This is a genomic window from Streptomyces niveiscabiei, from assembly GCF_001419795.1.
Classification (GTDB): domain Bacteria; phylum Actinomycetota; class Actinomycetes; order Streptomycetales; family Streptomycetaceae; genus Streptomyces; species Streptomyces niveiscabiei.
The window spans coordinates 1-12,215 of the sequence record NZ_LIRL01000684.1 but is presented as its reverse complement, the minus strand read 5'-3'; the positions used below and the strand labels follow the sequence as shown (position 1 = coordinate 12,215).

The window sequence follows — 12,215 nt, the reverse complement described above, 5'->3', positions numbered from 1 at the left end:
GCCCAACGCCCCGCACGGACGTCACCTCGGCGCCGGCCGCCACGACCGTGCCGACGACGTCGCCGTGCGGGGCGTTGGGCAGCGGGGTGGGGAAGGGGGCGGTGCCCCGGCGGCGCTGGGTCTCGACGAAGTTCACGCCGATCGCCTCGGCCTCGATGAGCACCTCGGCCGGGCCCGGCTCCGGGATCTCGGCCTCCTCGACGGACAGCACCTCGGGGCCGCCGTAGGAGTGGTAGCGGATGACACGCACGGGGTTCCTCCTTCAGGTCCGGGGCGTCAGGTCGAACGCCTCGGCGAGCAGCCGGTACGAGCGCAGCCGGTCGCCCTGGTCGTGGATCATCGACACGACGCCCAGCTCCTCGGCGCCGGTGGCGTCGGCCATCTTGGTGAGCTGGTCACGGACGCGGTCGGGGGAGCCGACGACGTAGCGCGGCCACTCGAAGGACTCCTCGGCCAGCGGATCGGGTCCGGGCCGGTCCATCTCGGCGACGGCGAGGTCCGCCGGCGGCAGGGGCCGTACGTCGCCCTGCGACATCCGGCGGTGGAAGAGCCGGTGCGTGGCGTACACGCGCTCCGCCTCCGCGTCGGTCTCCGCGCAGCACACCACCACCGACAGGATCGGCCGGGGCGCGGCGGCGTCCGGGCCCGGCACGAACGCGCTCCGGTAGACGTCCAGCGCCTCCCGGGTGGCGGCGGGCGCGATGAAGTGCGCGTACGCGTACGGCAGGCCGAGCCGGGCCGCCGCCTGCGCGCTGGACACGCTCGCCCCCAGCAGCCACAGGTCGGGGCCGCCCGGCAGCTCGGGGGAGACCGGGAACGGGCGCTCGCCGTCCGGGGCCAGGTAGCCGCGCAGCTCCGCCAGGCGCCGCCACAGGTCGTCCGGCGACGGCTCCCTGGAGGCGCCGTCGTCGCGCAGCGCGGCGAACACCGGCGGCCTGACCCGGTTGGCGCGGCCGATCCCGAGGTCGATGCGGCCCGGGTACAGGGCGTGCAGGGTGCGGAACACCTCGGCGACCTTCAGCGGGCTGTACAGGGACAGCAGCACCCCGCCGGAGCCGACGCGGATGCCGGAGGTCTCCGCCGCGATCCGGGCGACGAGGATCTCCGGGGCGGGGACCGCGGTGAAGATCTCGGCGTGGTGCTCGGCGACCCAGAAGCGTTCGTAGCCCAGGCGGTCCGCGAGGCGGGCCAGTTCGATGCTGTGCCGCAGCGAGTCGGCCGGGGTGAGTCCCTCCACCACCGGGGCCTGCTCGACCACCGACAGTTTCACGGTGTGCTCCTCTCGTCGTGTGGCGTGTCGTCGTGTGCGGTGTCGTCGTGTGTCGTGCTCAGGCCAGGCAGCGCAGGGGACGGCCGCCGTTGAAGGCGGTCATCTCCCGGAACACCGGCCCGGACGGGATGTGCTCGCCGGGCCGCGCGCCGCGCTCCTCCGCGTACGCCCGGTGCAGGTTGGCGACCAGCCGCTCCGGGTCGACGAGGTCCGCGTACTCGCCGAGGGGGGTCTCGCGGGCGGCGGTCAGCGGGTCGACGCCGGCCGCCACGCCCTCCTTCGCCAGCCGGCGCACCCACAGCAGGTAGCGCTCGGTCGCGTCGAAGACCTCGGGGCCGCACACCGGCCCGTGACCGCAGACGACGGTCCGCGCGCCGAGCGCCCGCAGCCGGGCGACCGCCCGCAGGCTGCCTTCCAGCGACCCCATCAGGCAGAAAGGGGTGCAGCCGGACATCAGGACGTCCCCGGCGAACAGGCACCCGCGCTCCGGCAGCCACACGGCGACGTCGTTGGTCGAGTGCGCCGGACCGACGTACAGCAGCTCGGCCCGCTCCTCGCCCAGGTGCAGGGTGAGCCGGTCGGAGAACGTGAGGTCGGGCAGGCGCAGTTCGAGGCGGCCCCAGTCGACGTCCGGCCACACCCGGCACAGGGAGAGCGCCTTCTCGGCCATCTCCGTGCGCGCCAGGTCGTGGGAGACGACCGTCGTGCCGGGCGGGAACAGGGAGTTGCCGAAGGTGTGGTCACCGTGGTGATGGGTGTTCACCAGGAACCCCGGCGGCCGGGCGCTGACCCGTTCGACGGCGGCGTACAGGGCGCGGGCCCTGCTCTCGGTGGCGGCCGTGTCGACGACACAGGCCCGCTCGGCGCCCACGACGATCCCCGCGTTGCTCAGGCACCAGCCGCCGTCGGGCTGCACGAAGGCGAACACCCGGTCGGCGACCTCCGTCACCCGCCCGGTCACGTGGTCAGGTCCGCCTCGGAGACGACCTCGTAGATCTTCGGCGCGCCGTGCGTCAGGCCACGGACGTGCGCCGCCCGCGTCCGCACCTCGGGCTGGGCGATCGCGGTCTCCAGCACCTCGACGTCGTCCCACTCGGCGTAGATCAGGTAACTCTCCGGGCTCTTCACCGAGCGGACCAGGCGGAAGCGGCGGAAGCCCGGCTGGCGCCGCATGAACGCGCCGGCCTCGGTGATGGTCTCCTCCAGGTCCTTGGCGGCCCCCGCGTCCTGCGGGTCCTTGAGCGTGAGCGTGTTCGCGAAGATGGCGGTCATGGAATCCGTCCCCAAGTAGCGGTCTGCGCCGGGAAAAGCGATGCGCTGGAAAAAGCATGGAATCCCGCCCCTCGGTGCATGGTCGGCGCACACTCGGAAGCCGCTCGGAGGAATTACCGAAAATCATTCCCGGGAACCTCCGAGCGGCTTCCGAGTGATCACCGAGGCCGCCGACCATAAAGTTTCGGCGTATTCGATTCGATTCCCCTTTCCCGGGAGGTCAGAAAATGGTCGTACTGCTCAGCGAGTTCCGGACGGAAGCAGAATCCGCCGGATTCCGGGACGTCTTCGCCAAGACCGCGGAATTCTTCCGCGCCCAGCCCGGATATCTGCGCCACCAGCTCGTGACCGCGCTCGACGACCCGCTGACCCAGGTCTCCGTCAGCTACTGGGAGAACGACGAGGCGGTACGGCGGATGGCCGCCCGGCCCGGGTTCCAGGACGTGATCGGCGAACTCGGCGGCGCCGCACAGCACATCGGCGACACCAGCACCACCGTCCTGTCGGTCAAGCACTCCACGCGGACGGCGCACCGTGCCGGCTGACACCCAGGCGCCCCCGGTCCACCGCGCCGAACACGACATCACCGTCCGCGCCCCGGCCGGCACCGTCTTCGGCATCCTGAGCGACTTCGCCCAGTGGCCCCGCTTCTTCCCCGGCACCGTCCACATCGAACCGCTCGGTACCGACGGCGACGACCTGCGCATCCAGGTCTGGCGCGCACCCGAGGGCCCCGCCGGACAGACCCGCACCTGGGTGTCCCGGGTCGCCCTGGACGCGCCGCGCCGCACGATGACGTTCCGCCAGGAGAAGTCCCCCGCGCCGCTCGCCGCGATGAGCGGCACCTGGCACCTCGAACCCCTCGGCACGGACCGCACCCGGATCGTCCTCACCCACGCCTACCAGCTCCTCGACGAGAACGACCGGCCCGCCGTCGACGCCCTCATCGACCGCAACAGCGACCTCGAACTCGGCCTCCTGCGCGACGCCGCCGAACACGACCACGCCACCGGCCCCCTCACGGCCACCGCCGAGAGCACCACCGAACTCCCCCTGAACGCAGAGGAGTTGTACGAGCGCCTGAGGGCCGCCGCGCCGGACGCCACGACCGTGCGGGTCGGCGTCCCCGGCCGCCGGATCGCCGAACGGCACTTCACCGGCGACCCCGCGCACACCGTCGACGTCTCGGTCCTCGACCTCACCCCCACCGCGGCCGGAGTCCGCCTCACCGCCCGCCGCCGCACCGTCCTCACCCCCGGCGACACCGCCACCGCCGCCACCCGCAGGACCACCACCCGCATCCGGCTCCAGAAGGAGGCCACCATGACCGTCCAGCAGCTCACCGGCCAGGCCGCCACCGTCACCGACCCGCTCCTCTACACCGAGGTCGTGCGGTTCTACGCCCGCCAGGCCCACCTCCTCGACTCCGGCGCGGCCGAAGCCTGGGCCGACACCTTCACCGAGGACGGCGAGTTCGTGCAGAACGCCCGCCCCGAGCCCTGGATCGGCCGCGAGCAGATCCGCGCCCGGATGCGCACCGGCCTCGACCGCATCGCCGGCGAGGGCCTCCAGCGCCGGCACTGGCTCGGCATGGTCGACCTCGTGGCATGCGACGCCGACACCGTCACCACCCGCTACTACGCGGCCATCTACTCCACCGTCGAGAACGGCTCGCCCCAGCTCTACCTGAGCACCGCCGTCGACGACGTCCTCGTCCGCACCCCCGAGGGCCTCAAGGTCCGCCACCGCCTGGTCTCCCACGACAACGTCCGCTGACCCCACCCCACCCGGAGCCCCCCATGATCGTCATGATCAACCGGTTCACGCTGCGCCCCGGCACCACCGCCGAGCGGTTCGAGGCCCTCTTCGACCAGGTGTCCGACCTGGCGCTCGACCACCCCGGCTATATCGACCACACCTTCGTCCGCGACCAGGACGACCCCAGCCGCTACCTCAACGTGGCCCGCTGGGAGAGCGTCGAGCACTACCGGGAGTTCATGAAGATGGACGCCCACACCGCCTTCTACCCCGAGATCCTCGCCATCACCGAGGTCAGCCCCGCCCTGTACGAGCTCCAGCTGGAATTCGACGCGTCGGCGGCCTGAACCGCCGGGAAGGCAGCATCCCCATGAAATTCGGCATCGTATTCTTCCCGACCGTCGGCGGAGCGGACGGCGAGCCCAGCGCCACCCAGTACTACGACGACGGCCTGTATCTCGCGCAGCTCGCCGAGGAACTCGGCTACCACCAGGTCAAACTGGTCGAGCACTACTTCTTCGACTACGGCGGCTACAGCCCCGACCCCATCACCTTCCTCGCGGCGGTCGCCGCCCGCACCCGCCGGCTGCGCGTCGCCACCGGCGCCGTCATCCCCGCCTTCACCCACCCCGTCAAGCTCGCCGGCCAGCTCGCCATGCTCGACGCCATCTCCGGCGGCCGGCTCGACGTCGGCTTCGGACGGGCCTTCCTGCCCGACGAGTTCGCCGCGTTCGGCATCCCCCTCGACGAGAGCCGGGCCCGCTTCGAGGAAGGCGTCGAGGCGTGCGTACGGCTGTGGACCGAGGACGACCTGAGGTGGGAGGGCTCGTTCCACACGTTCGGCCCGCTCACCATGCTCCCCAAGCCCGCCCAGCAGCCCCACCCGCCGGTCTTCGTCGCCAGCACCGGCAGCCTCGACTCCTGCCGCACCGCGGGCGAGCAGGGCCACCACCTCCAGCTCATCGCCTCCGTCGCCACCCGCGAGCAGGTCCAGGAGGCCCTGGCCGTCTACCGGGGCGCCCGCGCCGACGCCGGGTACGCCCCCGGCACCGAGCGCATCGACCTCAGCTTCCCCTGCTTCCTCGACGAGGACCGGGAGGCCGCCTACCGCCTCGGCGAGCATGTGGAACGCCGGATGAGCGAGAAGATGGCCGCCGCCGTCAGCGCCTGGGCCACCGTCAGGAGCGACCAGTACCCCGGCTACGAGAAGATGGCCGCCGCCGCGCTCGGGGGCGGCGCCGCCTTCGACGAGCGCGTCAAACAGAACAAGATCCTCGCCGGCACCCCCGACGACGTCCGCGCCCAGCTCGCCGAGATCGCCGACTGGTACGGCGACTCCCTCTCCGTCGGCCTGTCCGTCCACTCCGGGCACGTCCCCCGCGCCACCGTCGAGCGCGGCCTCCGGCTCTTCGCCGAGCACGTCGCGCCCGCGTTCACGGCCGGCCGGTGAGGATGATGCGCGTCCTGGTCACCGGGGCGGGCGGCACCCTCGCGCGGCACGTCGCCCACGCCCTGACGGCACACGGCGTCCGGGTGCGGGCGGGCAGCCGCACCCCGGCCGCCGTCAAGGGCCTGCCGGACGGCACCGAGGTGCTGCCCCTCGACCTCGCCGACCCGGACACCTTCGCGCCCGCGCTGGAGGGGGCCGACCGCGTCTTCCTGTACTGCGAACCCCGGGGCATCGAGGCGTTCACCTCGGCGGCCGTCGCCGCCGGGGTCGGGGGGATCACCGTGCTGTCCTCGGCGGCCGTCGTCGCCGGGGACCCGCCCGGCGGGCCCATCGCCGCGCACCACGCCCGCGTCGAGGAGACGGTCGCCGCGTGCGGAGTGCCGTGGACCTTCGTCCGCGCCGGGACCCTGGCCACCGGGACCCTGGCCTGGTCCCGGCACCTGCGCACGGGGGTGGTCCGCGCACCCTACGGCGACTCCGCGTCGGCACCCGTCCACGAGGCCGACGTCGCCGCGGTCGCCGTCGAGGCCCTCACCGACCCCGCGCACACCGGGAAGGGGTACGTCGTCACCGGGCCCGAGTCCCTCACCCGGCGCCGGCAGGCCGAGATCCTCGCGGCGGCCGTGGGACGGACGGTGCGCTACGAGGACGTGCCGGCCGAGAGCGCGCGCGAGGAGCTGCGCGCCGCCATGCCGGCGGACTTCGCGGACACGGTCCTGGCCTACCTCGCCGCCGGGGTGGGACGTCCCGCCCCCGTCGAGGACACCGTGCTCCGCGTCACCGGTCGACCCGCACGGACCTTCGCGGAGTGGGCCGCCGACCACGCGGCCGACTTCCGCTGACCTCTCTTCGACACCGTACGAAGGATGCGACATGCACGTGACACAACTCAGGAGCGCCGGATGAGCCGCCGCGCGGTGATCACCGGCATCGGGGTCGTGGCCCCGCAGGGCATCGGCACCAAGTCCTTCTGGCAGCTCATCTCCGAAGGACGCACCGCCACCCGCACCATCTCCCTCTTCGACGCCTCCGCGTTCCGCTCCCGGATCGCCGCCGAGTGCGACTTCGACCCCGACGCCCACGGACTCACCCCCCAGGAGACCCGGCGCATGGACCGCGCCGCCCAGTTCGCGCTGGTCGCCGCGCGCGAAGCGGTCGCCGGGAGCGGACTGGAGAGCGACCGGCTCGACCCGCACCGCACCGGCGTGACCGTCGGCACGGCCGTCGGCTGCACCATGAGCCTCGACACCGAGTACCGGGTCGTCAGCGACGGCGGCGAACGATGGGCCGTCGACCACACCTACGCCGTCCCCCACCTCTACGACTACATGGTCCCCAGCTCCATCTCCGCCGAGGTCGCCTGGGACGTCGGCGCGCAGGGCCCGGTCACCGTCGTCTCCACCGGCTGCACCTCCGGCCTGGACTCCGTCGGGCACGCCGTCTCCCTGATCCGCGAGGGCGCCGCCGACGTCATGGTCGCCGGCTCCACCGAGGCGCCGATCTCGCCCATCACCGTGGCCTGCTTCGACGCGATCAAGGCGACCTCGCCCCGCAACGACGACCCCGAACACGCCTCCCGCCCCTTCGACCGCAGCCGCAACGGCTTCGTCCTCGGCGAAGGCTGCGCCTTCTTCGTCATCGAGTCCCTGGACCACGCCCTGGCGCGCGGCGCGCACATCCACGCCGAGATCACCGGCTTCGCCTCCCGCTGCAACGCCTACCACATGACCGGGCTGCGCCCCGACGGCAAGGAGATGGCCGAAGCGATCCGGCTCGCCCTCGACGAGGCGCGCACCGACCCGACCGCCGTCGACTACATCAACGCGCACGGCTCCGGCACCAAGCAGAACGACCGCCACGAGACCGCCGCCTTCAAACGCGCCCTCGGCGCGCACGCCCACGCGACCCCGGTCAGCTCCATCAAGTCGATGATCGGCCACTCGCTGGGCGCCATCGGCTCCCTGGAGATCGCCGCGTCCGTCCTCGCCATCGAGAACGGCCTCGTCCCCCCGACGGCCAACCTCCACGAACCCGACCCCGAGTGCGACCTCGACTACACCCCGCTCACCGCCCGCGAACGCCGCATCGACACCGTCCTCACGGTGGGCAGCGGGTTCGGGGGCTTCCAGAGCGCCATGGTGCTGGCCCGCCCGAAGGAGGCAACGTGAGCACGACGACCCTCGCCGGCACCCGGTCCGCCACCGCCGTCGTCACCGGCCTCGGCATCACCGCCCCCAACGGCCTCGGCCGGGACAGCTGGTGGCGGGCCAGCCTCGACGGCGTCTGCGGGATCGCCCCCGTCCGGCGGTTCGACCCGGGCGCCTACCCCGCTCGACTCGCCGGAGAGGTCCCGGACTTCGACGCGGGCGAGCGCATCCCGAGCCGGCTGCTGCCGCAGACCGACCACATGACGCGGCTCGCCCTGGTCGCCGCCGAGGAGGCCCTCGCCGACAGCGGCGTCGACCCCGCCGCGCTGCCCGACTACGCGGCCGGCGTGATCACCGCCAGCTCCGCGGGCGGCTTCGAGTTCGGGCAGCGCGAGCTGGCCGCCCTGTGGCGCGACGGCGGCTCCCACGTCAGCGCCTACCAGTCGTTCGCCTGGTTCTACGCCGTCAACACCGGCCAGATCTCCATCCGGCACGGCCTGCGCGGACCCAGCGGCGTGGTCGTCTCCGAACAGGCCGGCGGCGTCGACGCCGTCGCCCAGGCCCGCCGCCAGCTGCGCTCCGGCGTCACCCTCCTGGTCTCCGGCGGCGTCGACGGCTCCCTGTGCCCCTGGGGCTGGACGGGCCAGCTCGCCACCCGCCGGATCTCCGGACGCAGCGACCCCCGGCGCGCCTACCTCCCCTTCGACCGGGACGCCTGCGGCTACGTCCCCGGCGAGGGCGGCGCCCTGCTGATCCTGGAGGACGCCGACGCCGCCAGGGCCCGCGGCGCGCGGCCGTACGGCACGGTCGCCGGATACGCGGCCACCTTCGACCCCCGCCCCGGCACCGGCGGCGAACCGGGCCTGCGCCGGGCCGCCGAGAACGCCCTCAAGGACGCGGGCCTGACCACCGCCGACGTGGACGTCGTCTTCGCCGACGCGGCCGGCGTCCCCGACCTCGACCGCGCGGAGGCCGAGGCCCTGCGCGCGCTCTTCGGCCCCTACGGCGTCCCGGTCACCGCCCCCAAGACCATGACGGGCCGCCTGTACGCGGGCGGCGGCGCCCTCGACCTCGCCTGGGCGTTCATGGCCCTGCGCGAAGACGTGATCCCCCCGACCGTGCACACCGCCGACGTCCCCGCCCCCTACCAGCTCGACCTGGTCGTCGCCGAGCCGCGCCGCGCCCGCCTGCGCACCGCGCTCGTCCTGGCCCGCGGCTACGGCGGCTTCAACGCGGCGATGGTGCTGCGCTCGGCGGAGGACTGAGGCGATGCCCGAGCCGGTCACCCTGCACCGCGACACCCCGGACACCGTACGGCGGCTGACGCACTGGTTCGCCGCCCGGCTGCCCGACGCCACCGGCCTCACCGTGTCCGGCCTGGACACCCCGGCCGGCGCCGGATTCACCAACGAGACCCTGACACTCGACCTGGCCCAGGAGGACCCGCCGGGCACCCGCCCGGTCGTCCTGCGGATCGCGCCCACCCGCCACCGGGTGCACCCCGACAGCCGGTTCGCCGCCCAGGTACGCCTCCAGCGCCTCCTCGCCGACCGCACCGGCCTGCCCGTACCGCGCGTCCTGTGGCACGAGGAGGACCCCTCCGTCCTCGGCGCCCCCTTCATGATCATGGAGCGGGCGTACGGCGACGTCCCCGCCGACGTGCCGTCCTACCACCGCTCCGGCTGGGTCGCCGACCTCGCCCCGGCCGCACGCGCCGCCCTCTGGGACGCCGGGCTCGGCGTCCTGGCCGACCTGCACGCCCTCGACCCCGGCCGGCTCGGCGCCGGCTTCCTCACCGGCGGCGACCCGCGCCCCTACCTCACCCGCCAACTCGACCACTACGAACGGCACTTCACCTTCTACGCCCCGCACGAACCGCCCGCCGCGCGCCGCGCCCTGACCTGGCTGCGGGCCCACCTGCCGCCCGAGGACGGACCCGTCCGGCTGCTGTGGGGGGACGCCCGGCTCGGCAACCTCCTCTTCCGGGGACTCGAACCGACCGCCGTCCTCGATTGGGACCTGGCCGACCTCGGCCCGGCCGAGAGCGACGTCGCCTGGTTCCTGCACCTCGACCGGCACCTCAGCGAGGGCATCGGCGTACCCCGGCTGCCCGGGCTGCCGGACCGCGAGGCGACCGTACGCCGCTACGAGCGGCTCACCGGCACCCGGCTGCGGCACCTGGACTACCACGAGGTGTTCGCGGCGCTGCGGCTGTGCCTGATCACCGCCCGGGTGACCGGACTGCTCGGCGGCGGCATCCCGCTGCACCGCAACGCGACCCGGCTGCTGGAGCGGGTGCTCGCACGGCACGCCCCGGCCCGTTGACCGAACCGAAGGAGGGCACCATGCCCGCCCGCACCACGGACCCCACGGACACCACCGTCTTCAGGGACGCCTTCGCCTCCCTGCCCGCGCCGGTCGCCGTCATCACCACCACCGACGACCGGGGCACCCCCAAGGGGCTCACCAGCACCGCCGTCAGCGCCGTGTCGATGGATCCGCCGCTGCTGCTGGTCTGCGTCGACAAGTCCTCCCGCACCCTGCCCGCGCTGCTGCACTCGGCCGGATTCGTCGTCAACTTCCTCGCCGAGGAGGCCGAACACGTCTCCCGGCAGTTCGCCTCGAAGGCCGGCGACAAGTTCGCGGGCGTCACACACCGCCCCTCCGCGCGGGCCGCGCACGCGCCCGTCCTGCACGCCGACTCCGTCGCCCACCTGGAGTGCGCCACCGAGTCCCGCATCGAGGCCGGGGACCACTGGATCCTCCTCGGCCGCGTCCTCGGCGGCGAGGCCCACGACCGGGGCGCCCTCCTCTACCACCGCCGCTCCTACCTGAAACTCCTTCCCGAGAGGACCGCGTCGTGAAATTCGGCATCAATCTCTTCCCCACCGTCGGCCCCGACGACAAGACCGGCGCCCGCTTCTTCGAGGAGGCCCTCGCCCTCGCCGAGCGCGCCGAACACCTCGGCTACCACCATGTGAAGACCGTCGAGCACTACTTCTCCGCGTACGGCGGCTACAGCCCCGACCCGGTCACCTTCCTCGCCGCTGCCGCCGCCCGCACCGAACGCGTCCGCCTCATCACCGGCGCCGTCCTGCCCGCGTTCAGCCACCCCGTCAAACTCGCCGGCAAGCTCGCCATGCTGGACCACCTCTCCCACGGCCGCCTCGACGTCGGCTTCGGCCGGGGCTTCCTGCCGGAGGAGTTCGCGGCGTACGAGATCCCCATGGACGAGAGCCGGGCCCGCTTCACCGAGGGCGTCCGGGCCTGCCGGCAGTTGTGGACCGAGGAGGAGACCACCTTCGAGGGCCGCTTCCACTCCTTCGGCCCGCTCACCCTGCTGCCCCGCCCCTTCCAGTCCCCGCACCCCCGGGTCCTCGTCGCCACCGCCATCACCCCCGAGTCCGGCGAGGCCGCCGGCCGGGACGGGTACGGCGTGATGATGGTCCCTTCCATCAACAAGCGGGAAAAACTCCAGGAGATGCTCGCCAGCTACCGCGACACCCGCACCGGGGCCGGCCTGGCCACGACCGACGAGGACGTCCACTTCAGCTACAACTGCTACCTCGCCGAGGACCGCGACAAGGCCCACCGCCTCGGACAGCTCTACTCCGAACGCAACCACCAGGTCATGGCCGCCGCCGTCGCCTCCTGGACGCACACCCGCAGCGCCGACTACGCCGGGTACGAGCGCATCGTCGCCCGCGTCAACAGCAGCGACTTCGGCAAGCAGCTGCGGGACAACAAGGTCCTCGTGGGGGACCCGCAGGAGGTCGCCGACCGCGTCGACCTGATCCGCGAGCTGTACGGCGAGGCCACCATCAGCCTCCAGATCGTCTCCGGGAACATGCCGTTCGAGGAGTCCGTCCGCACCCTCGAACTCTTCGCCGAACACGTCCTGCCCCGCTTCTCATGAGAGCCCTCGGCGTACGCGACCTCGCCCGCTGGGGCCTCGTCCAGGGCCTGGTCCACCGCGGCCTCATGAACGAGCCCGCACCTCACTACGGACACGGATTCGGACACGACGAACTCGATGAAGGGGAGGACGGCATGACCAGCATGAGGCTGGCCGGCCGCAGGGCCGTGATCACCGGCGGCACCAAAGGGCTCGGCAGGGCCATCACCCAGGCGTTCCTCCGTGAGGGCTGCGACGTCGTCGCGGCGGCCCGCGGCGCCGACCACGCGGAGTGGGAGTTGTCCCTCGGACCGGGCAAGTACTTCTTCCACCCGGTCGACGTCCAGGACCGCACCTCCGTCGACACGCTCATGGCGTACGCCGACACCCAGCTCGGCGGCATCGACATCGTCGTCGCCAACG

The 12,215-nt window shown here is 73.1% G+C and carries 15 protein-coding genes; 11 read left to right on the top strand and 4 right to left on the bottom strand.

Features of this window, described 5'->3' with window-relative positions:
- The 4 genes from AOK24_RS30535 to AOK24_RS30520 all read right to left on the bottom strand — a co-directional run.
- Positions 1-250, bottom strand: a 250-nt coding sequence (locus AOK24_RS30535) for an alcohol dehydrogenase catalytic domain-containing protein (protein WP_420876707.1), incomplete at its 3' end; no start/stop codon positions are given.
- A gap of 12 nt (positions 251-262) precedes the next feature.
- Positions 263-1,270 carry an LLM class flavin-dependent oxidoreductase gene (locus AOK24_RS30530; RefSeq protein WP_055723272.1) on the bottom strand — a complete coding sequence of 336 codons (1,008 nt, stop codon included), beginning with the start codon at positions 1,268-1,270 and terminating at the stop codon, positions 263-265.
- Between the two features lie 58 nt (positions 1,271-1,328).
- Positions 1,329-2,231 (bottom strand): MBL fold metallo-hydrolase, encoded by a 903-nt coding sequence (locus AOK24_RS30525; protein WP_055723271.1) that lies wholly within the window; start codon positions 2,229-2,231, stop codon positions 1,329-1,331.
- Positions 2,228-2,542, bottom strand: coding sequence for an antibiotic biosynthesis monooxygenase family protein (locus AOK24_RS30520; RefSeq protein WP_055723270.1), 315 nt, complete (start codon positions 2,540-2,542; stop codon positions 2,228-2,230). Before AOK24_RS30520 ends, AOK24_RS30525 begins: the two co-directional genes overlap by 4 nt.
- 227 nt (positions 2,543-2,769) lie before the next feature.
- On the opposite strand from AOK24_RS30520, the gene AOK24_RS30515 reads away from it, so the two are divergent.
- From AOK24_RS30515 to AOK24_RS30465, 11 genes are all read left to right on the top strand, one after another.
- Positions 2,770-3,087: an antibiotic biosynthesis monooxygenase family protein gene (locus AOK24_RS30515; RefSeq protein WP_055723269.1), complete on the top strand. Its 318-nt coding sequence runs from the start codon at positions 2,770-2,772 to the stop codon at positions 3,085-3,087.
- Positions 3,077-4,318, top strand: a complete 1,242-nt coding sequence (locus AOK24_RS46540; RefSeq protein ID WP_079057074.1) for a nuclear transport factor 2 family protein — start codon at positions 3,077-3,079, stop codon at positions 4,316-4,318. The genes AOK24_RS30515 and AOK24_RS46540 overlap by 11 nt, the downstream gene beginning before the upstream one ends.
- Before the next feature lie 23 nt (positions 4,319-4,341).
- Positions 4,342-4,647, top strand: coding sequence for an antibiotic biosynthesis monooxygenase family protein (locus AOK24_RS30505; protein WP_055723268.1), 306 nt, complete (start codon positions 4,342-4,344; stop codon positions 4,645-4,647).
- A gap of 23 nt (positions 4,648-4,670) precedes the next feature.
- Positions 4,671-5,750, top strand: coding sequence for an LLM class flavin-dependent oxidoreductase (locus AOK24_RS30500; RefSeq protein ID WP_055723267.1), 1,080 nt, complete (start codon positions 4,671-4,673; stop codon positions 5,748-5,750).
- 2 nt (positions 5,751-5,752) lie between these two features.
- The gene (locus AOK24_RS30495; RefSeq protein ID WP_240001344.1) at positions 5,753-6,592 is read left to right on the top strand and encodes an NAD(P)H-binding protein; all 840 of its coding nucleotides are present in this window, start codon (positions 5,753-5,755) and stop codon (positions 6,590-6,592) included.
- Between the two features lie 60 nt (positions 6,593-6,652).
- On the top strand, positions 6,653-7,918 hold the full coding sequence (locus AOK24_RS30490; RefSeq protein WP_055723266.1) for a beta-ketoacyl-[acyl-carrier-protein] synthase family protein: 1,266 nt from the start codon (positions 6,653-6,655) through the stop codon (positions 7,916-7,918).
- Positions 7,915-9,162, top strand: coding sequence for a ketosynthase chain-length factor (locus AOK24_RS30485; protein WP_055723265.1), 1,248 nt, complete (start codon positions 7,915-7,917; stop codon positions 9,160-9,162). Before AOK24_RS30490 ends, AOK24_RS30485 begins: the two co-directional genes overlap by 4 nt.
- A gap of 4 nt (positions 9,163-9,166) precedes the next feature.
- Positions 9,167-10,222: a phosphotransferase family protein gene (locus tag AOK24_RS30480; RefSeq protein WP_055723264.1), complete on the top strand. Its 1,056-nt coding sequence runs from the start codon at positions 9,167-9,169 to the stop codon at positions 10,220-10,222.
- Between the two features lie 20 nt (positions 10,223-10,242).
- Positions 10,243-10,761: a flavin reductase family protein gene (locus AOK24_RS30475; protein ID WP_055723263.1), complete on the top strand. Its 519-nt coding sequence runs from the start codon at positions 10,243-10,245 to the stop codon at positions 10,759-10,761.
- Positions 10,758-11,813 (top strand): LLM class flavin-dependent oxidoreductase, encoded by a 1,056-nt coding sequence (locus AOK24_RS30470; RefSeq protein ID WP_055723262.1) that lies wholly within the window; start codon positions 10,758-10,760, stop codon positions 11,811-11,813. The genes AOK24_RS30475 and AOK24_RS30470 overlap by 4 nt, the downstream gene beginning before the upstream one ends.
- Positions 11,810-12,215: SDR family NAD(P)-dependent oxidoreductase (locus AOK24_RS30465; RefSeq protein ID WP_159052036.1), on the top strand; the 406-nt coding region annotated here is incomplete at its 3' end. The genes AOK24_RS30470 and AOK24_RS30465, both read left to right, overlap by 4 nt.